Consider the following 23,616-nt stretch of genomic DNA (forward strand, 5'->3'; position numbering starts at 1 on the left):
CTACTCCGTGATCGTGAAGGTGACCGGCGTGCTCGCCTTCGCACCGGAGGAGGGGGCGATCCAGAGCTGGAACTCGCCCGGCTCCCACCCGTGGCTCATGTCGGCGCGGGTGAAGGCGAGATCCTCGGGCCGCAGCGTGAAGTTGACCGTGCGCGCCTCGCCCGGCTGGAGCATGATCTTATCGAAGCCCTTGAGCTCTTGAACCGGCCGCGTCACCGAGCCGACGAGATCGCGGACGTAGAGCTGCACGACTTCCTCACCGGCGCGGCCGCCCGTGTTGGTGATCGTCGCGCTTGCGGTGATTGACCCATCCGGCCCCATCGAGGCGGCCGAGAGCGTGACCGGCGAGTAGCCGAACATCGTGTAGCTGAGGCCATAACCGAAGCGATACAGGGGATCGTTCGGCGTGTTGAGATAGCGCGAGACATACTTTGCGCCCGGCGCACCGAGCTCGATCGGACGGCCGGTGTTCTTCATGTCGTAATGGATCGGCGACTGGCCCACCGTACGAGGGAAAGTCACCGGCAACTTGCCCGACGGATTGTAGTCGCCGAACAGCACGTCCGCGACCGCATGGCCGCCCTGCGTGCCCGGGTACCAGGCATGAAGGATCGCGGGGACGTTCTCGTCCGCCCAGGTGATCGTGTTCGGCCGCCCGCTCAGCACGACCAGCACCACCGGCTTGCCGGTCGCGACGAGTTTCTCGAGCAGGGCCCGCTGGTTGCCGGGCAGGTCGAGCGAGGTGCGACTGGCAGCCTCGCCGGTCATGTCCCAACGTTCGCCCATGGCAGCGATCACCACGTCGGACTTTTCGGCCACCGCGATTGCTTCGGCGAAACCGTCAGTCTTGCCCTCGTCCTCGAAGGCGTAGCTCGCGCCCTTGGCATATTCGACGGTAACGCCATCGCCAGCGCGCGCCTGCAGCCCTTCGAGGATGGTGACGGGCCGCGTCTGCCGATCGCCGGCCGCCGACCAACTGCCGATCATGTCGGTCTTGCTGTCGCCGAGCGGCCCGATCAGCGCGATCGACTTCGCCTGCGCGGTGAGGGGCAGGACGCCGCCCTCGTTCTTCAGCAGGACCATGGACTTGCGCGCCACATCGCGCGCGGCCTCCAGGAACTCGGGCTTGTAGAGCGTGGCTTCCTGCCGCGCCTCATCGGAATAGCGGTAGGGATCCTCGAACAGGCCGAGGCGGTACTTCATCTCGAGGATGCTGCGAACGGCCTGGTCGATACGCGCCATGTCGACACGGCCTTCCTCGACCGATTTGGCGAGATTCTCCATGTAGACCGCGCCCTGCATGTCCATGTCGACGCCGGCGTTGATCGCCTGCTCGCCGGCATGGGCGAGGTCCTTGGAGTAGCCGTGCGGGACCATCTCGTTGATCGACGTGTAATCGGTTACGACGAAGCCGTCGAAGCCCCACTTGTGACGCAGGACGTCGGTGAGAAGGTACTTGCTGCCGCTCGCAGGAACGCCATCGTACTCGTTGAACGAGGTCATGAAGGTCGCGACTCCTTCGTCGACCGCGGCCTTGAACGGCGGCAGGTAGACGTCGTGCAAGGTGCGCTCGGAGATATCCACCGTGTGATAGTCGCGGCCCGCCTGCGCCGCGCCGTAAGCTGCGAAGTGCTTGGCGGTGGCCAGCACTGTATCGACCGCGCCGAGATCATCACCCTGATAGCCGCGCACGCGTGCGCGGGCGATTCTGCTGCCAAGGAAGACGTCCTCGCCCGCGCCTTCGGAAATGCGCCCCCAGCGCGCGTCGCGCGCGACATCGACCATCGGCGAGAAGGTCCAGTGGAGGCCCTCGGCCGAGGCTTCCTGCGCAGAGACGCGTGCCGATTTCTCGATCGCCTCGAGGTCCCAACTCGCCGCTTCGCCGAGCGAAATCGGGAAGATCGTGCGGTGGCCGTGGATCACGTCATAGCCGAACAGCAGCGGTATCCCGAGCCGTGTGCCCTCGACCGCCATCTGCTGCAGCTCGCGCGTGTACTTGGCGGTATAGGCGTTGAAGATCGCTCCGACGCGACCGGCAGCGATATCCTGCTTGTAGCCTTCGCGCATGGTGGGGCCGGTCGACTCCCAGTCGCTCGTCAGCAAGGTGAGCTGACCGACTTTCTCCTGCAGCGTCATCTTCGCGATGAGCTCGTCGAGGAACGCATCCATCGTGGGATCGGGGCGCGCCCATTCGGGCTCGGCCTGTGTGATCGGTACGGCGGTTGTGGACGCAGCCGGGGCGGCCGGCTGAGCCTGCGCCGTTGCGCACCCGGCGAGCGCCATCGCAGCGGCGCCGGCGAGCAGGATTCGGGCTGTCTTGATCATCTCTATCTCCCCGCACCCGTCCGCCTTTTTAACCGCGGAAGGGTTCTGAACGAATACCGGAATCGGTGTGTGGGGGAGGCTATACAGGCGTTATGAAACCGGTTACAAGACTCTTGCATATTTTGAGTCGGCAGTGCCCCGCCGAGGGGTGCGGTCGTGTGTAAGAGCCTTTCGGATCGCGCTGAGAATGCGGCCGAACCACGGGGAGAAATTCATGTCGCATACCCAATCCCGCACTGTTCGCACCAACCCCCGCTTCGCCCGCAAGCTGGCCGCCGCGCTGGCGCTCGGCGTCGCCGGCGGTGCGATGTCGCTGGCCATGGTCGCACCTGCGCATGCGCAGGAATCGACCGCCTCGCTCAGCGGTCGGATCACCGGGGCCGAGGGCGTGACCCAAGTCACCGCGATCGAGGTTAACACCGGCATTCGCCGCACCGCGACAGTCGGTGTCGCGGGCAACTACAACTTCGCCTCACTGCGGCCGGGCACCTACCGCCTGGAGATCGCCACCGCAGACGGCGTGCGCAGCACCGACGAGTTTACCCTCGCGGTGGCGCAGAATGCGGCGCTCGATGTCAACCTTGCCGAGACCGCGACCGCACCTGCCGACACTGCCGCCGCGCCTAGAGACGCGACTGGCGGCGAGATCATCGTTGTCGCCGACCGCATCCGCACGATGGAAGGCGGCGAAGTCGGCATCACCATCAGTCAGCGCCTGATCGAGCAACTGCCGCAGAACAACCGCAACTTCCTCGCCTTCGCGGACCTTGCGCCGGGCGTGCAGTTCATTACCAACGGGAGCGGGCAGTCGCGCCTGCAGGGCGGCGCACAGGACAGCCGCACCGTGAACATCTTCATTGATGGCGTGGGGCAGAAGGACTACGTCCTCAAGAACGGCATTACCGGCCAGGATTCGACCCAGGGCAATCCCTTCCCGCAGCTCGCGATCGGCGAGTACCGCGTGATCAGCTCGAACTACAAGGCGGAATTCGACCAGGTCAGTTCGGTCGCGATTACCGCGGTCACCAAGTCGGGCACCAATGAATTCCACGGCGAGGGGTTCATTGACTATACCGACCAGGACTTTCGCGACGCGACACCGAACGAGCGGCGGGACGGCGAGAAGATCCGGACTAAGGATCTGCAGTTCGGCGGCGCGCTCGGCGGCCCCATCATCCCGGACATCATGCACTTTTTCGTGACTTATGAGGGCAAGCGCCGGATCGAACCGCGCGACGTGAGCCCTGGTCTCGATCTTCCGGTGAGCTTCTTCCCGAGCGAATATCAGGACCGCTTCGGCTCGTTCAACGAAGAGTTCAATGAGAACCTCTACTTCGGCAAGATCGACTTCTCTCCGTCGACCAAGGATCTGTTCGAGGTCTCGGTCAAGTATCGCGACGAGTCGGGTGAGTCGTTCAACAGCGGGCTTTCCGCGTTCGAAACGCGCACCCTGGCGAAGGTCGAGGAGTGGCGCGGCCTTGCTCGCTGGGAGCACACCGAGGACACTTGGATCAACGATTTCAAAGTTTCCTACGAAGACGTGACCTGGGGGCCGCGCCCTTTCCTGCTGCAGGACAACTACGTCTTCAGGGCGACTGTCGACAATGGCGACGGGACAACCCGGACCGGCGACATCCTGCGCATCGGTGGTGGCACCAACTTCCAGGACAAGGGGCAGGAAGGCTGGACCGTCCAGGACGACTTCACCTACACGGGCTTCGAAGGGCACACGATCAAGGTCGGCGCCAAGGCGAAATGGGTGACGCTGAACTCTTTCCAGCAGAACCGCGTCAATCCGATCTATACCTTCAACACCAGTTTCAATCCCGGCGGCGGCACGTTCAACGACGACATTCCCTATCGGGTGGAGCTCAGCGCGCCGTCGGGCGTGGGCGATCCCGACATCCGTTCGAAGAATTTCCAGTTCGGCATCTACGCACAGGACGATTGGGACGTCACCGATCGGCTGACGCTCAACATCGGTGTCCGCTGGGATTACGAAGAAACACCTGCATTCCTCGAATACGTGCACGATCCGGCGCAGGTGGCGGCCGTCGGGCCGGACAACTACCCAAATCTGATCAACGCCAACTACGACATCAACGATTTCATCTCGACGGGCAGCGAGCGCGAGGCGTTCATGGGCGCGATTCAGCCGCGGATCGGCTTCAGCTACGAGCTCGATGAGGATCGTCGGTTCGTGGTCTTCGGCGGCTATGGCCGGTCCTACGACCGCAACCAGTTCGACTTCCTCCAGCAGGAGATTGCTCAGGGGCTGGCTTCCAACCGGACATTCAATTTCATCACCGGCGACCCTGCGAACACTTGCACGCCTAGTCCGACGTGCATTCCGTTCGATCCGATCTATCTTACACCCGAGGGACGCCAGCAGCTGATTGACGGCGCCCCAGCGGGCGCAGGGCGTGAGCTCCGCTTCATCGACAACGATTTGAAGGTGCCGTACTCGGACCAGTTCAGCCTCGGCATGCGTGGTCGCTTCAACATGCTCGATGCGGAGGTCGGCTATTCGCATATCGAGAGTAAGGACGGCTTCGCCTATCTGCTCGGCAACCGTCAGCCGGATGGTTCGTTCTTCGTCATCAATCCCGATACCGGCGTGCCGGGCTCGCCGTTCGGCTTTCCGCCTTCACCATTCGGCTCGATCATCATCGGAACGAACGGCCTCGAGACCCGCGCGGATTCGGCCTACCTCAAGCTGAACAAGAACTATTCGCAAACTTCGCCGTGGAGCCTCACTGCCACCTACACCTTCACGCTGGCGGAGGAGAACCGGGCGTTCGGCGAAACCTTCTCGCTCGATTTCCCGAGCGTCGAAGACTATCCGTTCGTTCGTTCGGCCGGCGTGCGCAAGCACCGCTTGGTCATGGCCGGTACGGTCGACATCCCGGGCGGGTTTGTGATGTCGGGCAAGTTCCAGATTGCATCGCCGAGGTATCTGACCCGGCTCGTCTCCAGCGCCGGACCGCCGCCGTCGCGCGACGTTTCGTCCATCGAAACGGAAGGCAACGGCGATCGGTGGGGCTTCCGCCAGATGGATCTTTCGCTGACGAAGTATATTCCGCTCGGGTTCGTCACCGACGACACGCGGGTTTGGGTCCGTGCCGACATCATCAACCTGTTCAACGACCGCAATTACAACTCGTTCAGCTCGCTCACGGGGGAACGCAATTTGGGCAACCTCAATATCGACGGCCCGCCGCGCACGATCAAGCTCTCGACCGGCTTCTCGTTCTGATCCGTTACAACCCCGGGCGCCCGGTCACTTCTTTCCCGTGACCGGGCGCCCATCATTTCTGGGGAGCAAAAATGTCCTTCCGTTTCGGGTCGCTGGCGCTGCCGCTTCTGGCGCTGGCAGCATGCACACCCATAACCGCGCCATCGCTTCCGTCCGTGGCGGAGACTTCCGCCCCCGCCTTGCCCAAACTGACGCAGGCGGAGTTCGCCGAGCAGCTCTCGCGGCGCACGTTCCGCTACTTCTGGGAGACCACGGACACACAGCGCTGCCTCGCGCCCGATCGCTGGCCGAGCAATCCGTTCTCCTCGATTGCGGCGACCGGGTTCGCGTTGACGGCCTACGGCATCGGTGCGGAACGCGGCTACGTCACCCGCGAGGAAGCGGCGCAGCGCACGCGCGACTGTCTCGACTTCTACTGGAACGCGCCGCAGGGGCCGGGAGTCTCGGGCAGTACGGGCTACAAGGGCTTCTTCTACCACTTCCTCACCAACGAGGATGGCACGCGTCGCGGCAAGACCGAGCTGTCGACCGTCGATACCTCGCTGCTGCTCGGCGGCGTGCTGTTCGCGCAGAGCTACTTCGATCGCGACACGGCCGTGGAGGCCCAAATCCGCGACTTGGCCGAGAAGATCTACCGCCGCGTCGACTGGACGTTCGTGCAGCGCGAGAACAGCGACATCCCCTCGGCCAATGGCGGCAGCGGCAAGGCGATCGCGATGGGCTGGTATCCCGAGCGCGGCGAGAACGGCGACTTCGGGACGCACGACTGGGTCGGCTACAACGAAGGCATGCTGGTCTATATCCTCGCCGCCGGATCGCCGACGCATCCGATCGGCAAGGAGGCCTGGGACACCGGCTGGGCAGCCAATCTGGCGAAGGACTGGGGCACCTACTACGGCTACGAGCATCTCCAGTTCGAGCCGATGTTCGGGCACCAGTACAGCCACGTCTGGGTCGATTTCCGCGGCATCCAGGATGAATTCATGCGCGGGAAGGGCATCGACTACTTCGAGAACAGCCGCCGCGCGACGCTGAGCCAGCGGGCCTACGGCGCCGACAACCCGAACAACTGGGTTGGTTACTCAGCCGATATCTGGGGCTGGACGGCATCCGATGGACCAACAAACGCCGGCAACGGCCGCGTGGTCAACGGCAAGCCGCGCGAGTTCATGGGCTATTCGGCGCGCGGCGTGAGCGCGGAGCGTGTGGTCGATGACGGCACGATCGTGCCCACGGCGGCGGGCGGCTCGGTGCCGTTCGCGCCGGAGGTCACGATCGACACGCTGATGAACATGCGCGCGGCTTACGGCGGCCAGCTCTATACTGAGTATGGTTTCAAGGACGCCTTCAACCCGAGCTACACCTTCGTCGATGCGGGCAGCCCCAGCGGCACGGTCGATCCGGAGCTTGGTTGGATCGCACGCGACCATATCGGCATCGACCAGGGGCCGATCCTGGCGATGATGGAGAACCATCGCAGCGGCCTGGTGTGGCGCACGATGCGCAATAACCCGCACATCCGGCGCGGGCTTGAGCGCCTCGGCTTCACCGGCGGCTGGCTGGAAGAGGGCGAGTAAGCCGGACCGGCGCCATAGCAGCCCGCCAGTCCGCTAATTCGTCACCCCAGTTGACGCTGGGGTGACGGACTTCACCGCCGCAGTTGGACATCGGCGACCACCGGATAATGGTCGGACGGCAGGCGGCCCTCCCAGTGCTGCGTCACGACCGCGTAGCGGTTCACTGCGAAGTCGCCCGTCACGAAGATGTGATCGATCGGCCCATCGGCCGCGGCCATGATGTCGAAACCGGTAAAGGTGCCTTCTGGACCATAGGGCGGGGTGGCGCTGATCGTGCGAGCGTCGGAAAGGCCGCTGCTCTGCGCGGTGTTGGCGAGGACCCGGTAGGGCTCGCTGCCCGGCTTGACGTTGAAGTCCCCCATCACGATCGCGGGCGCGCTTCCGGTGGCGGCCCATTCAGCGATCATCCGCGCAGCGTTGGCCCGCGCGGCCGTGCCGACGTGGTCGAAATGGGTATTGAGCACGCGGATCGTCTCGCCGCTGCGCCGGTCGCGCAGAACGGCCCAAGTGGCGATGCGAGGCAGGGCCGCGTCCCACCCCTTGCTGCCGGCGACCTCGGGCGTCGGCGAGAGCCAGAACGTGCCCGAATCCACTACCATGAAGCGGTCGTTGCGCCACCCGAGCGGGGAGAACTCGCCGGCCTCTGCTCCGTCGTCGCGCCCGACGCCCACGAATGTGTAGTCCGTCAGTTCGGCTTCGAGATACTGCTTCTGGTGCAGCAGGACCTCCTGCATGCCAAGCAGGTCCGGAGCCTCATGCTTGATGACCGCTTCGACCATTTCTTTGCGATGCGGCCAGGCGTTCGCGCCGTCGGAGGCGACGTCGAGCCTGATGTTGAAGGTCATCGCCCGGATCGGCGCGCTGCCGGCCGATTCCGCCGGCACATGCGCGCAGGCGGCGAGGAGGAGGGCGGAGAGGAGGGTGAGGAGGTACTTCATGCTGCGCGCTCCAGTTCGGCGCCATTGCTGGCGATGATCTGACGGTAGAGCCGCGCGCTGCGCTTGGGCGTGCGCGCGAGCGTCTCGTAGTCGACGTGGACGATCCCAAAGCGCTTTGCATAGCCGAGCGCCCATTCGAGATTGTCGAACAGCGACCAGACCATATAGCCGCGAATGTCCACCCCCGCCGCGATCGCATCGCGCACTGCCGCGATGTGATCGGCGAGATACTGGCAGCGATCCTCGTCGAGAATGCCGTCCGCCTCGCTAGTCGCGGGGTCGGAGAAGGCCGCGCCGTTCTCCATGATATAGATCGGCAGGTCGCCGTAACGCTCGCGGAACCAGAGCAGCGTGCGGGTCATCGCTTCGGGAAAGACTTCCCAGTCGGTCTCGGTGTGCGGTGCCCCTTCCTGCACGACGTGTTCGCCGAACAGCGGCCAGGCGGTGTCCGATGCGCGCACGACGCTGCGCGTGTAGTAATTGATGCCGACGAAATCGACCGGCTGGCAGCACAGCGCTAGGTCCTCGGCGGACCAGTCCTCCCATGCCTCACCGTAGATCTCGCGCAGTTCCTCGGGGCAGGTGCCGAGCAGCGCGGGGTCGAAGTACTGGCGGTTCATGTAGGCGTCGGCGCGCGCCGTGGCGGCAAGGTCCTCGGGCCTGTCGCTAGCCGGGTATTTGGGTTCGATGTTGATGACCAGGCCGACTTCGTGCGCGCCGCATTCGCGGTAGGTCTGTACCGCACGGCCGTGCGCGCGCATCAGGTTGCGGCTGACGATCGCGCATTCGAAGATGCTGCGGTGCCCGGGCGCGAGCACGCCGTTGAGGTAGCCGCCGTCGGCCACAACCCACGGCTCGTTGAGCGTCGCCCATTTCTTCACTTTGCCGTCGAGAGCGCGGAACATGACGCCGGCGTATTCGGCGAACCATTCCGCGCTCTCACGATTGAGCCAGCCGCCCCGATCGTCGAGCGCGGCGGGTAGATCCCAGTGATAGAGCGTCGGCAGCGGCTCGATCCCGGCTTCGAGCAGGCGGTCGACGAGGCGGCGGTAGAAGTCGAGGCCAGCCTCGTTCACCCGGCCGGTGCCTTCGGGCAGGACGCGGCTCCACGAGACGCTGAAGCGATAGGCTTGCAGTCCTAGGCGCTTCATCAGCTCCACGTCGCTTTCCATGCGGTTGTAGTGATCGCAGGCGATGTCGCCGGTGTCGCCGGTAGCGATCATCAGGCGCGGATCATGGGTGAAGCGGTGCCAGATGCTCGTTCCGGCGCCATCGGCCAGCGGCGAACCCTCCACCTGATAGGCGGCGGTTGCCGCGCCCCACAGGAAGCCGTCGGGAAAGCCGCTCATTGTTCGTGCCCTTCGAGGCGGTGGGAGAGGAGCCAGAGGTAGAGCGCGGGATCGTCGTAGGCCGGGTCCCACGCGTTATGGCCGAGGTCGGGATAGATCGTCAGGCGGCTCTTGCGCCCGCCGCAGGCGCGGATCGCGCGGGCCATGGCGAAGCTGCCCTCCGGCGTCACGACATCGTCGCGGTCGCCGTGGAAGGCCCAGGCGGGCGTGTCCACCAGCGCGCATGCGGTGGTCAGATCGCCCCGACCGGCGACCGGGGCGATGGCGGCGAAGCGGTCGGGCTCGGCCGCTGCCCAGCGCCATGTGGCATGACCGCCGCGGCTGAGGCCGGTGAGATAGACCCGCGCCGGATCGACCGGCAGCGTTTCCATGACGCGATCGACGATAGCGTCGAGCTTGGCGATGTCCCAGTCCGCTTCCGCCGGCAGTAGCGGTGAGATGAGGATGAAAGGGAAGTCCTTCTGCCGGTCGGCGATCTTGGGCGGGCCGTGGACCCTGACTTTGGCGACGTCGCTTCCGCGCTCGCCCGAGCCGTGGAGGAAGATCATCAGCGGCCAGCGCGCGTCCTCGTCGGCCGCCGGAACGCCGGGCGGGAGGTGAAGCTGATAAACGTAACCGCCGTCCTCGACCGCCGGCCGCGGGTGTTGCCCCGCCTCGACCGTAGGCGGCGGGGTCGCCGCCACGGCATGACCGGTGCAGGCTCCCAGCAGGAGGACCAGCGGCAGTAGTCGAAACCAATTCATCCTTTAACGCTCCCGGCAAGCAATCCGCCGATGAACTGGCGCTGGAGCGCCAGGAACAGCAGCAGCACCGGCACGGTGGTCACCACCGAGCCGGCCATCATCAATTCGATATCCTGCGCCCGCTCGCGCCCCAGCGAGGCGAGAGCGACGGGCAGGGTGTAGAGATCCTGATCGGACAGCACGATCAGCGGCCACATGAAGTCGTTCCAGCTCCCGAGAAACACGAACAGTGCCAGCGTTGCAATTGCCGGGCGCAGGATCGGCAGTACGACATGGAGGAAGATGTCCCACTCGCTCGCGCCGTCGATCCGGGCGGCCTCGAGCAATTCGTCGGGGATCGAGAGCGCATATTGCCGGACCAGGAAGACGCCGATGATTCCGGCGAGCCACGGCACGAGCACCCCGGCATAGGAATTGACCAGTCCCAGGGCCTTCAACTCCAGGAACAGCGGCAGCATGCCGATCTGTCCCGGAATCAGCAGCAGCGCGAGCAGCATCCGCACCGTCGCCCCGCGCCCCGGGAAGCGCAGCTTGGCGAAGGCGTAGCCGGCGGGGAGGGTGAACAGCAGTGCGAGTATCGTCGCCAGCGTGGAGACAAGCAGGCTGTTGGCGAGGAACAGGCCCATGCCCTGCGCCGCGAAGAGCTCGCGGTAGTTGGCGAGCGTCGGGTCCACCGGGATCAGCGGCGGCGGGAACTGACCCGCCTCGCCCGGCTGCATCAGGCTGACCGAGACCATCCACAGCAGCGGCGCCAGTGTGATCGCCGCGAACAGCGCCGCCAGAGCGGTTATGGCACGGCTCGCGATCATGCACCGCGCATCCGGAGCAGCCGCATCGCCAGCGCCGGCAGCAGCGCGGCGGCGAGAATGCAGACGAACAGCACGACCGCGATCGCCGCCCCGGTTCCGAGGTTCCACCACTGGAATCCTTCCTCGAACATCAGGTAGAGCACAGTGATCGTCGACTGCGCCGGCCCCCCCTCCGTCATCACGAAAGGCTCGGCGAAGAGTTGGAACATCGCTATCACCGTGAGGATTGCGACCAGCGCCGTCGCGGGCGCGATGGCGGGCAGGGTGACGTGCCGCAGCCGCGACCACCAGCCCGCACCGTCGATCCGCGCCGCCTCGTCCAGTTCGCGCGGGACGGTCTGCAACGCGGCGAGGAAGATCAGCATCGCGTAGCCGAAGCTCTTCCAGGCGACGAACAGCATGATCGCCGGGATCGCCCAGCGCGGATCGCCGAGCCAGTCGACCGGCGGCAGCCCCAGCGTGCCGAGCGCGTAGTTGACGAGGCCGTAGCGCGTGTGGAGCAGGTACTTCCATACCACCGCGGCCGCCACCAGCGTCGCGACATAGGGCGCGAAGAACGCGACCCGCCAAACCGGACGCCAGGCGACCATGCGCTCGTTGACGAGGATCGCCGCGGCGAGCGAGACGATCACCACCAGCGGAACGCCGAGCGCGACGAACCACAGCGTATTGCCAAGAGCGGTCCAGAACAGCGGATCGGCGAGCAGGGCGGCGTAGTTGTCGAGCCCGACGAAGCGCAAGTTGCGGATGTCGGCGAGGGCGTAGATGTCGAAATCGGTCAGACTCAGCGCGAGCGAGGCGATCGTCGGCAGCACGAAGAACAGCGCGATCCCGAGCAGCGCGGGGGCGCTGAACAGCCAGCCGGCGCGCCGCTCCGCCCTGACGCCGGCGCCGCTCATGGCAGGCGCCCCTGCCCCATCATCCAGCGCCGCTTGGAGAGGATCTCGTCGACCCGCCGGTCTATTTCGGCAGCCGCGCTGCGCACCGTGTATTCGCCGCGCACCATCCGGTCCGCGACGACCTGCATCGCGGTGACGACACGCTCCCACTCGGGCACCTTCGGCAGCGGGCGGGCGTGCTCAAGCTGGCGTGCGAAGGGTGCAATCACCCGGTCGCCGGCAAGTTCGACCTCGCGCCAGACCGAGCGCCGCGCGGGCAGGTCGCCCGTCGTCCGGTGCAGCGCAAGCTGCGCTTCTGGATCAAGCAGGCGGCTTACGGCCTTCCATGCCTCGCGCTTGCGTGGCCCTTCGCGGAAAACGACGAGGCTCGACCCTCCCGCTGCGGCCGCGCCCGAACCGCTGGGGCCGGGGTGCGGCGCGGTGCTCCACAGATCCTGCACCGCCACCGGCAGGCGGCTGCGCATCTCCTCGATCATCCACGGGCCGGCCGGGTAGACGGCGAACCACCCCCGCGCGAACTCGGCCCAGCGGTTGGCGATCTGCGCGCCGGTGACGATCGGTGCCAGCCCTTCGTCGAACAGCGACTTGTAGAAGGCGAGCCCCTCGATGAACTCGGGTGCGGAGAAAGCGCTGCGTGTTCCGCTCTCCCGCAGGAACGTTGCACCGGCGGAAAGCGCCAGAGTCTGCAGGTGCTCGAATTCATCGAGCGGCAGGAGGACGCCGTAGGTCTCGCCCGCACTCTGCGCACGGATACGGCGGAGTGCCGCCTTCCACTCGTCCCAGTCCAGCGGCGGCGCGCTATAGCCGGCGCGGGCGAAAAGGTCCGTGCGGTAAAACTGCACGCGCGTATCGACATACCAGGGCACCGCCACCAGCCGGCCGCCGATGCGGTTGCTTTCGAGCACCGCGCCGAACTGGTCATCGGCTAGGTCGAGGTCGGCGGGCACCGGATCGATCGCGTCCAGCGCTGCGAGCTCGGCGAGCCAGCTATTGCCGACTTGCGCCAGATCCGGGAGCGACCGGCCGACGAACCCCGTCAGCAGCTTCTGGTGCGCGCCGGACCATGGGAGCGGCTGGACCTCCACCGTGCCGAGGCCGAGATCGGGAAGAAGGGCGGGAAGGGCGGCCGCCTCGTTGCCGATCGCCCAGAAGGTCAGCCCGCCCTCGCGACGACAGCCGCCCAGCGCAAGCGCGGCCGAGCCTGCGATCCCCGCTGCAAGAACCTCGCGCCGCGAGAGGCTGCCGGCCATCAGGCAGCGTCGGCCGGCGCACCCGCAATGGTCGCACCGCCGCTCGATTCCGCGCGTCCGGTCGATCCGCGTTCGGCCAACTGCGGGGAGAGCACCACGCCGTGCTCCCGGCCAAGCTCCTCGCCGCGCAGCATCCGCAACAGCAGCATCGCGGCGGTCGAGCCGAGCTGCGCCATGTTCGACTGCATGGTGGTCAGCTTCGGGCTGACGTGGCGCGCGAGCGGGATATCGTCGAATCCGGCGACGAGCGTCTCGACGCCCACCGCGACGCCTGCCTCTTCCAGCACCGACATGAGGCCGACCGCCATTACGTCGTTGGACGCGAACACCGCGTCCGCCGGCACTTGCCCGGCGAGCAGCAGCCGCGCGGCTTCCTGGCCAGCGCTCTCGGTGAAATCGCCCGGCAGGATCACGGGGTCCCTCTCGCCCAGACCCTCGCGCATGGCATCTGTGAAGCCGCGCAGCCGCTCGCGTGCGTCGCGGTTGTGCTTGGGGCCGGCGATATGGACGATCCTTTTGCGCCCGCGGGCGATCAGGTGCTCGGTAATCACGCGTGCGCCATGGTAATTGTCGACCGCGACGAAGGGCACGTCGCTGCCGTCCGCCTGCGCGTTGAGCAGGACCGTGGGCATGTTGACGTCGAGGTGGTCGGCCAGCAGCTCGGCGGTGGAATCGGGCGGCATCAGCAGCAGCCCGTCGACCCGTCCGCGCATCGACCGGATCGCATTGGTCGTCTCGTGCGAGCTGCCGTGCATGTTGCCGAGCAGCAGATGCTTGCCTGCCCCGTGCGCGATCTTGTCGATCCCGCGGATGACTTCGGAGAAGAACTCGCCGAACAGGTCGGGCAGGATTACCCCGATGGTATCGGTCTGGCGATTGGTGAGACTGCGCGCGCCGCTATGAGGCACGAAGTTGAGCGCCTTGGCCGCCGCCTCGATCGCCTCTCGGGTCGCCTTGGTGACGTTGCTGTGCCCGTTGAGCGCGCGGGACACCGTGGCGATCGAAACGCCGGCTTCCCGCGCAACATCCCGAATCGTGACCATGCCTTCCCTCTCCCGCGTCAATGTAACCGTTTTCACAAATTCGGCAATGCCGCGTGCGGAACGGCGCGTCCTTCGCTGTCGAACAAATGTACCTTCTCCGGCGCGACGTGCAGCCCGATGCTTTCCCCCGCGGCAATCGGGCGATCACCGGTAGTGCGCCAGACCAGCGCAGTATCGCCGGTGCGGAGCCGTACGTGGCGCTCCCCGCCGAACCATTCGACGAACTCGACCGCACGTGGGGCCAACGCGACCGCGCCGCGATCCGGCCGTGCCGTCAGCGCTTCGGGCCGGATCGCCACCACGACATCGTCTCGTGCAGGGGCGGGGCCGATGAGCGGGCCCAGCAACATCCGCTCGCCGCCGCCGATAGCGATCTCGGTCTGCTGCGCATCGGAGCGGACAATGCGGCCCGCCAGAGGGTTGATCGGCGGCTGGCCGAAGAATTCCGCAGCGAACAGCGTCGCCGGGCGGCAATAAAGGTCCTCTGGCGTGCCCTGCTGCTCAATTCGACCGTCGCGCATGAGCACGATACTGTCGGCCAATGCCATCGCTTCGGCCTGATCGTGCGTGACGTAGATCGTCGTGGCGCGCAGCCGCGCGTGCAGTTCGGCGAACTCGCGTCGCATCTGCGCGCGCAGGTTGGCGTCGAGGTTGGAGAGCGGCTCGTCGAACAGGAACAGGTCGGGCTCGCGCACGATCGCGCGGCCGATGGCGACGCGCTGCCGCTGCCCCCCCGACAGTTCGGCAGGGCGCCGGCCCATCAGGTCGGCAAGGCCCAGAAGCTTGCAGGTCCGCCTGACGCTTTCGTCCAACTCGCGCTTCGGCCGGCCCGCCATGCGCAGCGGAAAGGCAATGTTCTGAGCCACCGTCATTTGCGGATAGAGCGCGTAGGATTGGAAGACCATGGCGACGCCGCGTTCGCCCGGCGGCAAACCGTCGACGCGCCGCTCGCCGATGTGGATCTCACCGCTGTCCGGCCGGTCGAGGCCCGCAATCAGCCGGAGCAGCGTCGACTTGCCACAGCCGGACGGGCCGACCAGCACCACGAACTCGCCGTCGCCGACCGACAGATCGAAGCCGTCGAACAGCGCGACCGCGCCAAAGCTCTTGCCGACCCGGGATAACGTTGCACCCGGCAATTGCGTCTCTCCCTCCGCCGGGACCGTTCCCGTCGCCCGCTGCGGCCATAGCGCCGCGTCGGGCCGCACACCAAGGGTCTTGTGCGCGAGAGCAAGAGCGCGGCGCCCTAGGCGCGCTTCAGGATCACCTGCATGACGCGTGCGACCTCGCTGCGGAGGGTCGACGCCTGTGCCTCCAACTCCGTGGCCGAGTTGAGCACTTGCGAGGCCGCCGCGCCGGTCGAGAGCGCGGTTTCGCGGATCTGGTCGACGCTTGCCTGCACCTCGCTCGCGCCGCGCGCGGCGAGATCGATGTTGCGTGCCAGCTCCTGCCCCGCGACCGACTGCTGATCGACTGCAGAGGCGATCGAGACAGCGGTCGATTCGAGCTGCTGCACCTGATCGGCGACCGTGCGCAACGCGCCGACACTGGCTCCCGTCGACTGCTGGATTGCGCGGATCTGCTGCGCCACCTGCTCGGTCGCGCGGCCGGTCTGGGAGGCGAGCTCCTTCACCTCCGACGCCACCACAGCGAAACCGCGACCGGCTTCCCCGCCGCGCGCCGCCTCGATCGAAGCGTTGAGCGCGAGCAGGTTGGTGCGCTGGGCGATGGTGGAGATCAGCTCGACGATCTGCCCGATCTGCTCCGCCGTGGTGGAAAGCGCGGAGATCGTGTCGTTCGCCTGGCGGGTGGAGCCGGTCGCCCGGCGTGCCAGTTCGGCCGACTGCGCGGCCTGGCGGCTAATTTCGCCGATCGACATGGCGAACTCGTCCGACGCAGCCGCGGCGGCGGTGACCCCGGAGGACGCCTCCATCATGGCTTGCGCGACGCGCTGGGTCTGTGCGGCGCCCTGCTCGGCGGCGGTGGCCATGGAGCTGGCGGTCGCCTTCAGTTGTGCGGAAGCCGCACCAACGCCGGAGACGACCTCGCCCACGCTCGATTCGAACGTGCGCGCGAAAGTGCGGACTTCCTTCTCGCGCCGCTCGCGCTCGGCGCGGCGGTTCGCGAACAGCTCGTCGAGCTTGACGCCGGATTTGACGAAGACTTCGAACGCGCGCGCAATCTCGCCGATTTCGTCGTGTCGATCGAGCCCGCGGATCGTGAAATCGCGATGGCCCGCCACAAGCGAGGTCATGTCGCGCGCGAGGGTCCCGAGCCGCTCCGATACGTCGGTCAGCACGGCCCGGATCGCACCGACGCCGAGCACGAGGGCGAGCGCGGCGACGGAGACGATCGGCCAGCGTAGCGCCGACACGGCTTGCGAGTCCGCCGAGGACAGCCCGATCCAGGCGAGCACGGTCACCAACGCGAGCGCGACGAGGGGAAGTCCGCCGAGCAGCACGGTCTTGCGCGCAAGCGACTGGTCGTTGAACCGGCGCGTCAGTGCGAAAGTAGGGTCGGCCGCGGCAGGGTTCGACTGCCTCAGCTCGACCTGCTCGATCTCGTCGCGCATCTCGTCGGGCACGATGATCGTCATCGGGGCGTTCATGCTACTTTCCTTCCCGGGTCGGCCTTCGCCGTGCTGTCCTTCAGGACCGCTGCGGCAAGGTGCTGTGGGATGTCGTCGGGCGGCATCGGTGCGAAGAAGAGCCAGCCCTGGATGTGGTCGCAGCCGGCGCTGCGCACCATGGCTGCCTGGGCTTCGGTCTCGACGCCCTCGGCGGTAACGCGCATCTTGAGCGCGCGCGCCATCGAGATGCTGGAGAGCATCATCGCCCGCAGGCTTTCGTCGACCGCGGAGTCGACGACCAACGATCGGTCGAGCTTGAGCTTCTCGAACCGGAACTGCCGCAGGAAGCCGATCGAGGCATAGCCGGTCCCGAAATCGTCGAGCACGACATCGACGCCGAGCCCGCGCACCAGATCGAGACTGCGCTCGGCGACCAGCGGATCGAGCACGAGGCAGGTTTCGGTGATCTCCAGCTCGAGCCGCTCGGGCGGAAAGCCGGTCTCCTCCAGAACCTGTCCGAGCTGGAAGGGGAATTCGGGATTGCGGAGCTGCGCGGCGGAGATGTTGACCGAAAGCTGGATGCCCCAAGGCAGGGCATCGGTGCAGGCGCGGCGTAGCACCCACAGGCCGATCGCATTGATCAGCCCCGATTCCTCGGCGACCGGGATGAACACGTTGGGGCCCACGTCACGTCCGTCGGGGCGCTGCCAGCGCAGCAGCGATTCTACCGCCACGACGCCGTGCGTCCGTGCATCCACCAGAGGCTGGTAGTGAACGCGGAATTCCTCGTTGAGCAGCGCCGCGCGCAGTTCGTTGTCGAGGTCTCGCATCGCCTCCAGGCTGCGGTCGAACTCGTCCTTGAACCAAGTGCAGCGCATCTTGCCGTCGCGCTTGGACACGTACATCGCCACGTCGGCCCGGCGCAGCAGCTCGGAGGATTCCAGCGTTCCGCCGGCTGTGCAGCGGGCGAGCCCGACGCTCGCCCCGATCGAGATACGCCGGTCGTCGAGCGCGACCGGCTGGGAGAGAGTTTCGAGTAGACCGCGGCAGATTCCTTCGAGTAGTGTTCCCGCGAGCGGGCCGACCATGCTTACGGCGAACTCGTCCCCGCCCAAGCGGTAGGCGGCGGCGTCGTTGCCGCACAGGCGGCGCAAGGTCAGCGCGACTTCCTTGATCAGGCGATCGCCGACCCCGTGTCCATAAAGGTCGTTGACGGTCTTAAAGCCATCGAGATCGATCAGCGCCACGGCCATTTCGTGGCCGGTGGTTGCGGCGACGGCGATGTGCCGGTGCAGCGCACGGCGATTGGGAAGCTGGCTGAGGCTGTCGGTCATGCCAAGCCGCTCGAGGCGCGCCACATGCGCAAAGCCGAAGCGCAGAAGCAGCAGAACCGCGACCGCGTAGGCCACGATGCCGACGAGAATCAGCGGCGAAGCGTTGGCGAGCGGAAAATCGTCGCTCATCAGCAAGGCAAGGCAGATTGCGGCGAAGATCGCCGTCAGGACGGCTACCGGTGCGACCACCAGCAGTCGCGGCGCCAAACCGTGATTTTCCCCCTCTAGTGTCACCCGCCCGGACCCCAAACCCCTGTTCTTGCTCCGCAAGTTAGCGGCGCTGCACTAAAGAAGCGTTAAACACCGATTTACCTTGCGGCCGCCATCCGGACGCCGGACACCGATGTCCGCGGTTCGACGCACCGGTAGAGCCCCTGGACGTCCGTCGCGGAGGCGAACCGCTCGCCTTTGCCTGCCATGGTCTCGCCCGCGCCGAGCATCAGCCAGCCGTCGCCGCGCAGACTGTCGGCCACGCGGCCGAGCGCCCGCTGCCGGGTCTCCCCGTCGAAATAGAGCAGCACGTTGCGGCATAGCACGAGGTCGAACCGCTCGGGCCGTGTCTGCATGTCGAGCACGTTGCCGACGCGGTAGCAGATCGGCGCCAGCAGCGCCGGGTCCGGCTCCCATCCACGCGGCGTCTCGTTGAAGTGCCGGAGCATCTGCGCAACGCCTAGCCCGCGCTGGATCTCGAATTGACTGTAGCAGGCGCGCCGCGCGGCGGCGATTGCGTGGGTCGAGACGTCGGTGCCAAGGATCTCGACCTTCCATCCGCGCCACATGTGCGGGCGGTCGGCGAACATCATCGACAGCGACAGTGCTTCCTGCCCGGTCGAGCAGCCGGCCGACCAGATCGACAGGCGTCGCGTCGCCGCGCGCTTGTTGGCCAGGTCGGGGAGGACGGTCTCGGACAGCTGCTGAAAGAGCTGGCGATCGCGGAAGAAATAGGTCTCGTTGTTGAGCAGCGCCTCGACGACCTTGCGCGAGATCTCTTCGGAATCGCCGGTGCCCAGCATGCAGACAAGCTGGTCGACGTTGTCGATTCCGTATTCGCGGAACACCCCCGCCAGCGCGCTGCCGATGCGCCACTGGCGGCCTTCGGCGAGCTGCTGGCCAGTCCGCTCCAGAAGCAGGTCGGCAATGATCCGGTGGGATATCTGCGTCACCTCCATGCCGCTTCTCCGGCGTGAAGCGCGATGCGCAAGGCGATCTTCTCCGGCGGCAGAACAGCCGAAGCGAGCCTCGCCTGCACGACTGCGCGCGGCATGCCCCAGACGGAGGAACTGGCCTCATCCTGGGCGATGATATTGCCGCCGGCGTTCACCAGCCGTTCGGCGCCGACGAGCCCGTCTCGGCCCATCCCCGAGAGCACGACACCTAGCGCAGCGCCCCCCGCCACCTCCGCCATGCTCTCGAACATGGTGTCGACGGAAGGCATGCATCCGCTCGGTGCCTTGAAAGCGGCGGTGCCGGCAAGCAGGGCGCCGCCTTCCCGGCGAAGCAGGAGGTGCCCATCACCGGGTGCGATATGGATGCGGCCGCTTTCGATCGGCGTCGCGCGGTCGATCACCACGGCCTCCCGCCCGCTTGCGAGTTCGAGCTGGCCGGCGAAGACCTGCATGAATGTTTCGGGCAGGTGCTGCGTGACCACGATCGGCGCTTCGACGTAGCGCGGCAGGTTGCGTAGCAGCATGCAGAGGGCGTGAATGCCGCCCGTGGAGGCCCCGATGCCAATGACTTCGAGCGGGTCGCCCCGTTTGTTGCGCGCGCGCAGCGGTGGCTCGCCCGGTGACATACCGGCCGCGCCCGTGCGGCTGCGCCGCCCCAATGCGCGGATGCGTTGCAGCAGCGCAGTGCGATAGTGCTGATCGAATTCGCCGCTCCGCGGTTTGAGCATGGTGTCGGCGGCCCCCATCGAAAGGGCGGCCAGCGTATGCTCCGCCCCCGCTTCGGTGAGCGCGGAAACGACGAGCACCTGCGTGCCGGCATGCGTGGCGAGGATTTTGGGCAGCGCGCGAAGGCCGCCCATGCCTGGCATCTCTAGATCGAGCAGCACGACGTCTGCGGGTGCGACCGCGAGGGCGGCGAGGGCGTTCTCTGCGCTGCCGGTCTTGCCCACGATGGTCATGTCGCCTTCGGGTGCAATGATCCTGGAGAGGACGGCGCGAACCGTCAGCGAATCGTCGACAATCATTACGCGGATGGGCGTGCGCTCCGTCGGCGCCTGTCCGGCCTTGCCAGCCGCGATGCTGCTCTCCGCGCCCACGGGCCGGACCTCAGGCCATGCCGACGAGCTGAAGTTTTATCTGCAGGGTTTCGTGATCGAACGGCTTCATCACGTATTCGTCTGCACCCGCCCCGATCGCCTCGCGGATGTGCGCGATATCGTTCTCGGTGGTGCAGAACACGACCTTCGGAACGTCGCCGCCCGGCATGCAGCGCAGGTGGGTGATGAATTCAATGCCGGTCATCACCGGCATGTTCCAGTCGAGCAGCACGAGATCGGGCATGGCCTTCTCGCACTGCGCGATGCCCTTCTCGCCGTTCTCCGCTTCCTCGACCGAGAGGCCAAGCGATTCGAGGATGTGGCGCGAAACCTTTCGGATCACGCGTGAGTCATCGACGATCAGACAGGTCTTCATTTGTGCGATCCTTTTCTGCGCTCCCGGATTATTCGCTCCGGGTATACAATCGTTTAAGCGGTGGCCCGATGCGGCCCGGCGATCAGGGCGGCCACATCGACCAGAACGGCAGGGCCGGCGGCAGTTTCAATCATTCCGCGTGCGACCCGTGCCCAGGCAGGTCCCAACGTGGCAGGCGGCGGCGTAGGCTCCCCAACGGCGGCGACCACATCGTCCACTCGGTCGACGAGCAAAGCATAGGCATGGCTGCCCACCTCGACGACCGGCGCACGCACGTCGGGTGCTTCGGGAGAGCCGGGGAGGGCGAGGGCCTTGCGGCTGTCGATCACCGTCAGCGCGCGGCTGCGCAAGCCGGCGAGACCGGCGACGAAGTTCGGCGCACGCGGAACCGGGGCAATCTCGGTCAACTCGACGATTGAACTGATGTCTTCGGCCCGGAATGCGGCCGGACGTCCGCCGATGCGCGTGAGGAGAAGCAGGCTGCTCATCTTCGTGCTCCCGAACGTGCGCGGGCGAGAGCCGAGAGGAGCCCGTCGCGGTCGTAGCGGTAGATGCTGCTTGGGTCGTGCTCGGTCCCCTCGGGGCGCGAGCGGAGGCGGACGACGGCCGCGACGGCGTTGGGCTCCTCCACGGCGTCTAGCGTTACCGTGATGTCGGCGGCACGCCCATCGCCGTCGCCGAGTACATCGTAGCCGGCCGAGCGGATCAGTGGCTCGAGAAAGCTCGCCACCCATGGGTCGGAGCTGGGCAGGCGGCAGGTCGGGCGCTGCGCGGGCAGCGCGGCGCGGCCATGACGGGCGAACAGTCCATGCGCATCGATCACGCCGACGATGACGCCGTCGATCAACGCCGTGCCTTCCAGCATTTCGTCGCCTTCGAGTGGCACCACGGGGCCGGGCAGCTCGATGGAATCGACGATGCCCGCAACCGCGTAGAGCAGCTCGACCTCGCCATCCCCGAGGCGAAGCGCGGTAATCGTGTCGTTGGCGAGCGTGCGACCCTCGGTCCCGAGCAGCGGCAGGATCGTGCCGTCGACGGTTGCTAGCAAGCCGCCTTCGGTAGGCTCGATCGCAGAGACCGGCAGCGTATGGATGTGCCGGATTGGCGCCATGCGGATGGCGCGCTTGCGTCCGGCGAAGGAGCTGAAGACCACCGCGTGCTCGGCGGGCGCCGCGGGCTGTTCGGCACTGCGTTCCTGTACGGCGGTGCGAATGCGCGTGTGGCTCGCCAGACCATATGCCTCGGCGAGGCCGGGCACGTCGATCTTGAGGATCGGTTTGCCGTCGTCGAGCAGCGCCGTGCCGCCGTAGAGGCCGATCGCTTCCAACGGGGGCGGCAGGGGCTTGAGCACGAAATCCTCGTTATCGAGCACCCGATCGACCGCGAGCGCGAACAGATCGCCGCTGACGAGCCGCAGGAAAACGAATGTGGCGCGCTCCAGGTCAACCTCCTGCTCGAGCCCGAGCACTTCGGCAAGGTCGAGGCAGGGCACGCGTTCGCCGCGGAAGGTGAGGAAGATCCCGTCGCCGATCCGGTCGACCTCGACCGAGCGCGAGACGCTGCGCGCGATCTCGACGATATAGGAACGGGGCAGGCCCAGCGTGTGCGCGCCGACTTTCACTGTCAGCCCTTCTACAATGCTCAGCGTCAGAGGCAGGTGGAGGAACACGATCGTGCCCCGGTTTTCCTTGCTGGAGACTGAGACCGAGCCGCCGAACTTCTCGACGTTGGCGCGCACCACGTCCATCCCGACGCCGCGACCGGAGACTTGGCTGACCGTGTCGGCGGTCGAAAGGCCGGGGGCGAAGATCAGGTCGAGCTTCTCCTCGCCCGTCATCGCTGCGACGTCCGCGGCGCTCGCTACGCCGGCCGCCACCGCCTTGTCGGCGAGCTTGTCGAGCGCGATCCCGCGCCCGTCGTCGCTGACCGCGACGATGATGCGATTACCGGTGCGGCGTGCGGACACGGTGATGATGCCTATCTCGCGCTTGCCTGCCGCGAGGCGCTGAGCAGGCGGTTCAATCCCGTGGTCGACCGCGTTTCGCAGGATATGCGTCAGGGGATCGCGAACGGATTCGATCATCTCGCGGTCGAGTTCGACGTCGCCGCCCTCGAGATCGATCATCACCTGCTTGCCGAGTTCGGCGGAAAGATCACGGACCATGCGCGGCAGGGCACCGAAAAGGTGCTCCAGCCGCTGCATCCGCATCCGGGTCGCCCCTTCGCGGACTTCGTCGAGAATGGTGGAAAGCCGCTCGAACGGACCTTGGAGCGCGGGGTCGGCGCCGTGGTCGCGTAACCGCCGGGCGAGTTCGTTGCGGGCGAGAACCATGTCGGAAACGCCGCTCATCACGCGGTCCAGCAGTTCGACGGGCAGACGGATCGAGCGCGTGTTGCCAGCTCGGGCCGCGCGCGGCCCGGCCTGCTCACCGGCCTGGATGGTCTCGCTGTCAGGCTCGTCGCGGCTCGGTTCGAGCGCAGCGATCAGTATATCGTCCCCGCCCTCGGGCAGGCCCTCGCCCGCATCGATTGCGTCGATCATGTCGGTGATACGGTCGATCACCGCGAGCACCGCGGTAACCAGCGCGCTGCTGGCGCGCCGGCGACCCGCGCGTACTTCGGACAGCGCGCTTTCGGCGGCGTGACTCAGCTTCTCGAGCCGGGGAAAGTCGAAGAAGCCGCAGTTGCCCTTCACGGTGTGGACGAACCGGAAGATCGCGTCGAGCCGCTCGCGGTCTGCGGGATCGGCTTCCCACGCCACGATCTCGCCCTCGATCGCTTGGAGCATCTCGCGGGTTTCGGCCACGAAATCTGCCAGCAGGTCGTCCATCGAAATCCAAGCCCCCCGGATAGTGCGAAGAGCTATGGCCAAGGATGGTTAACAA

General features: G+C 66.5%; 18 protein-coding genes. 2 read left to right on the forward strand and 16 right to left on the reverse strand.

Going from position 1 to position 23,616, the window contains the following annotated elements; genetic code table 11:
• Positions 1-2,325 (reverse strand): beta-glucosidase BglX, encoded by a 2,325-nt coding sequence (bglX, locus tag AC3A5N_RS08970; protein WP_487736977.1) that lies wholly within the window; start codon positions 2,323-2,325, stop codon positions 1-3.
• Between the two features lie 214 nt (positions 2,326-2,539).
• Here bglX and AC3A5N_RS08975 point away from each other — a divergent pair, with 214 nt between their 5' ends.
• Together AC3A5N_RS08975 and AC3A5N_RS08980 are read left to right on the forward strand one after the other, a co-directional pair.
• Positions 2,540-5,581: a TonB-dependent receptor gene (locus AC3A5N_RS08975; RefSeq protein WP_487736978.1), complete on the forward strand. Its 3,042-nt coding sequence runs from the start codon at positions 2,540-2,542 to the stop codon at positions 5,579-5,581.
• A gap of 71 nt (positions 5,582-5,652) precedes the next feature.
• Positions 5,653-7,158 (forward strand): glucoamylase family protein, encoded by a 1,506-nt coding sequence (locus AC3A5N_RS08980; RefSeq protein ID WP_487736979.1) that lies wholly within the window; start codon positions 5,653-5,655, stop codon positions 7,156-7,158.
• 71 nt (positions 7,159-7,229) lie between these two features.
• Here the strand turns inward: AC3A5N_RS08980 and AC3A5N_RS08985 are convergent, their stop codons facing one another.
• From AC3A5N_RS08985 to AC3A5N_RS09055, 15 genes are all read right to left on the reverse strand, one after another.
• Complete coding sequence (locus AC3A5N_RS08985; RefSeq protein WP_487736980.1) at positions 7,230-8,096, reverse strand: endonuclease/exonuclease/phosphatase family protein; 867 nt, start codon at positions 8,094-8,096, stop codon at positions 7,230-7,232.
• The gene (locus AC3A5N_RS08990) at positions 8,093-9,445 is read right to left on the reverse strand and encodes a GH1 family beta-glucosidase (protein ID WP_487736981.1); all 1,353 of its coding nucleotides are present in this window, start codon (positions 9,443-9,445) and stop codon (positions 8,093-8,095) included. The genes AC3A5N_RS08985 and AC3A5N_RS08990 overlap by 4 nt, the downstream gene beginning before the upstream one ends.
• Positions 9,442-10,188: a carboxylesterase family protein gene (locus tag AC3A5N_RS08995; RefSeq protein WP_487736982.1), complete on the reverse strand. Its 747-nt coding sequence runs from the start codon at positions 10,186-10,188 to the stop codon at positions 9,442-9,444. The genes AC3A5N_RS08990 and AC3A5N_RS08995 overlap by 4 nt, the downstream gene beginning before the upstream one ends.
• The gene (locus AC3A5N_RS09000) at positions 10,185-10,997 is read right to left on the reverse strand and encodes a carbohydrate ABC transporter permease (protein WP_487736983.1); all 813 of its coding nucleotides are present in this window, start codon (positions 10,995-10,997) and stop codon (positions 10,185-10,187) included. Before AC3A5N_RS09000 ends, AC3A5N_RS08995 begins: the two co-directional genes overlap by 4 nt.
• Positions 10,994-11,896 carry a carbohydrate ABC transporter permease gene (locus AC3A5N_RS09005; RefSeq protein WP_487736984.1) on the reverse strand — a complete coding sequence of 301 codons (903 nt, stop codon included), beginning with the start codon at positions 11,894-11,896 and terminating at the stop codon, positions 10,994-10,996. The genes AC3A5N_RS09000 and AC3A5N_RS09005 overlap by 4 nt, the downstream gene beginning before the upstream one ends.
• A complete protein-coding gene (locus AC3A5N_RS09010; protein WP_487736985.1) occupies positions 11,893-13,146 on the reverse strand; it encodes an extracellular solute-binding protein in 1,254 nt (417 codons plus the stop codon). Before AC3A5N_RS09010 ends, AC3A5N_RS09005 begins: the two co-directional genes overlap by 4 nt.
• On the reverse strand, positions 13,146-14,189 hold the full coding sequence (locus tag AC3A5N_RS09015; RefSeq protein WP_487736986.1) for a LacI family DNA-binding transcriptional regulator: 1,044 nt from the start codon (positions 14,187-14,189) through the stop codon (positions 13,146-13,148). The genes AC3A5N_RS09010 and AC3A5N_RS09015 overlap by 1 nt, the downstream gene beginning before the upstream one ends.
• Before the next feature lie 32 nt (positions 14,190-14,221).
• Positions 14,222-15,328, reverse strand: a complete 1,107-nt coding sequence (locus AC3A5N_RS09020) for an ABC transporter ATP-binding protein (RefSeq protein WP_487736987.1) — start codon at positions 15,326-15,328, stop codon at positions 14,222-14,224.
• Positions 15,329-15,435: 107 nt separating this feature from the next.
• On the reverse strand, positions 15,436-16,797 hold the full coding sequence (locus AC3A5N_RS09025; RefSeq protein WP_487736988.1) for a methyl-accepting chemotaxis protein: 1,362 nt from the start codon (positions 16,795-16,797) through the stop codon (positions 15,436-15,438).
• A complete protein-coding gene (locus AC3A5N_RS09030) occupies positions 16,794-18,299 on the reverse strand; it encodes a putative bifunctional diguanylate cyclase/phosphodiesterase (protein ID WP_487736989.1) in 1,506 nt (501 codons plus the stop codon). The genes AC3A5N_RS09025 and AC3A5N_RS09030 overlap by 4 nt, the downstream gene beginning before the upstream one ends.
• Before the next feature lie 101 nt (positions 18,300-18,400).
• Entirely contained in the window at positions 18,401-19,261 is an 861-nt protein-coding gene (locus AC3A5N_RS09035; RefSeq protein WP_487736990.1) for a CheR family methyltransferase, read from the reverse strand.
• Positions 19,252-20,283, reverse strand: a complete 1,032-nt coding sequence (gene cheB / locus AC3A5N_RS09040; protein WP_487736991.1) for a chemotaxis-specific protein-glutamate methyltransferase CheB — start codon at positions 20,281-20,283, stop codon at positions 19,252-19,254. The genes AC3A5N_RS09035 and cheB overlap by 10 nt, the downstream gene beginning before the upstream one ends.
• 82 nt (positions 20,284-20,365) lie before the next feature.
• On the reverse strand, positions 20,366-20,731 hold the full coding sequence (locus AC3A5N_RS09045; RefSeq protein WP_487736992.1) for a response regulator: 366 nt from the start codon (positions 20,729-20,731) through the stop codon (positions 20,366-20,368).
• Between the two features lie 53 nt (positions 20,732-20,784).
• Positions 20,785-21,219 carry a chemotaxis protein CheW gene (locus tag AC3A5N_RS09050; protein ID WP_487736993.1) on the reverse strand — a complete coding sequence of 145 codons (435 nt, stop codon included), beginning with the start codon at positions 21,217-21,219 and terminating at the stop codon, positions 20,785-20,787.
• A complete protein-coding gene (locus tag AC3A5N_RS09055) occupies positions 21,216-23,561 on the reverse strand; it encodes a chemotaxis protein CheA (RefSeq protein WP_487736994.1) in 2,346 nt (781 codons plus the stop codon). Before AC3A5N_RS09055 ends, AC3A5N_RS09050 begins: the two co-directional genes overlap by 4 nt.
• Positions 23,562-23,616: the final 55 nt, after the last annotated feature.

The sequence above is a fragment of the Pelagerythrobacter sp. Soil_C_18 genome, assembly GCF_057657235.1.

What these genes read in the sequence shown, in the direction of transcription:
- bglX (WP_487736977.1), bottom strand. Translation starts at nt 2,325, where the DNA reads ATGATCAAGACAGCCCGAATCCTGCTCGCCGGCGCCGCTGCGATGGCG.
- AC3A5N_RS08975 (WP_487736978.1), top strand. Translation starts at nt 2,540, where the DNA reads ATGTCGCATACCCAATCCCGCACTGTTCGCACCAACCCCCGCTTCGCC.
- AC3A5N_RS08980 (WP_487736979.1), top strand. Translation starts at nt 5,653, where the DNA reads ATGTCCTTCCGTTTCGGGTCGCTGGCGCTGCCGCTTCTGGCGCTGGCA.
- AC3A5N_RS08985 (WP_487736980.1), bottom strand. Translation starts at nt 8,096, where the DNA reads ATGAAGTACCTCCTCACCCTCCTCTCCGCCCTCCTCCTCGCCGCCTGC.
- AC3A5N_RS08990 (WP_487736981.1), bottom strand. Translation starts at nt 9,445, where the DNA reads ATGAGCGGCTTTCCCGACGGCTTCCTGTGGGGCGCGGCAACCGCCGCC.
- AC3A5N_RS08995 (WP_487736982.1), bottom strand. Translation starts at nt 10,188, where the DNA reads ATGAATTGGTTTCGACTACTGCCGCTGGTCCTCCTGCTGGGAGCCTGC.
- AC3A5N_RS09000 (WP_487736983.1), bottom strand. Translation starts at nt 10,997, where the DNA reads ATGATCGCGAGCCGTGCCATAACCGCTCTGGCGGCGCTGTTCGCGGCG.
- AC3A5N_RS09005 (WP_487736984.1), bottom strand. Translation starts at nt 11,896, where the DNA reads ATGAGCGGCGCCGGCGTCAGGGCGGAGCGGCGCGCCGGCTGGCTGTTC.
- AC3A5N_RS09010 (WP_487736985.1), bottom strand. Translation starts at nt 13,146, where the DNA reads ATGGCCGGCAGCCTCTCGCGGCGCGAGGTTCTTGCAGCGGGGATCGCA.
- AC3A5N_RS09015 (WP_487736986.1), bottom strand. Translation starts at nt 14,189, where the DNA reads ATGGTCACGATTCGGGATGTTGCGCGGGAAGCCGGCGTTTCGATCGCC.
- AC3A5N_RS09025 (WP_487736988.1), bottom strand. Translation starts at nt 16,797, where the DNA reads ATGAACGCCCCGATGACGATCATCGTGCCCGACGAGATGCGCGACGAG.
- AC3A5N_RS09035 (WP_487736990.1), bottom strand. Translation starts at nt 19,261, where the DNA reads ATGGAGGTGACGCAGATATCCCACCGGATCATTGCCGACCTGCTTCTG.
- cheB (WP_487736991.1), bottom strand. Translation starts at nt 20,283, where the DNA reads ATGATTGTCGACGATTCGCTGACGGTTCGCGCCGTCCTCTCCAGGATC.
- AC3A5N_RS09045 (WP_487736992.1), bottom strand. Translation starts at nt 20,731, where the DNA reads ATGAAGACCTGTCTGATCGTCGATGACTCACGCGTGATCCGAAAGGTT.
- AC3A5N_RS09050 (WP_487736993.1), bottom strand. Translation starts at nt 21,219, where the DNA reads ATGAGCAGCCTGCTTCTCCTCACGCGCATCGGCGGACGTCCGGCCGCA.
- AC3A5N_RS09055 (WP_487736994.1), bottom strand. Translation starts at nt 23,561, where the DNA reads ATGGACGACCTGCTGGCAGATTTCGTGGCCGAAACCCGCGAGATGCTC.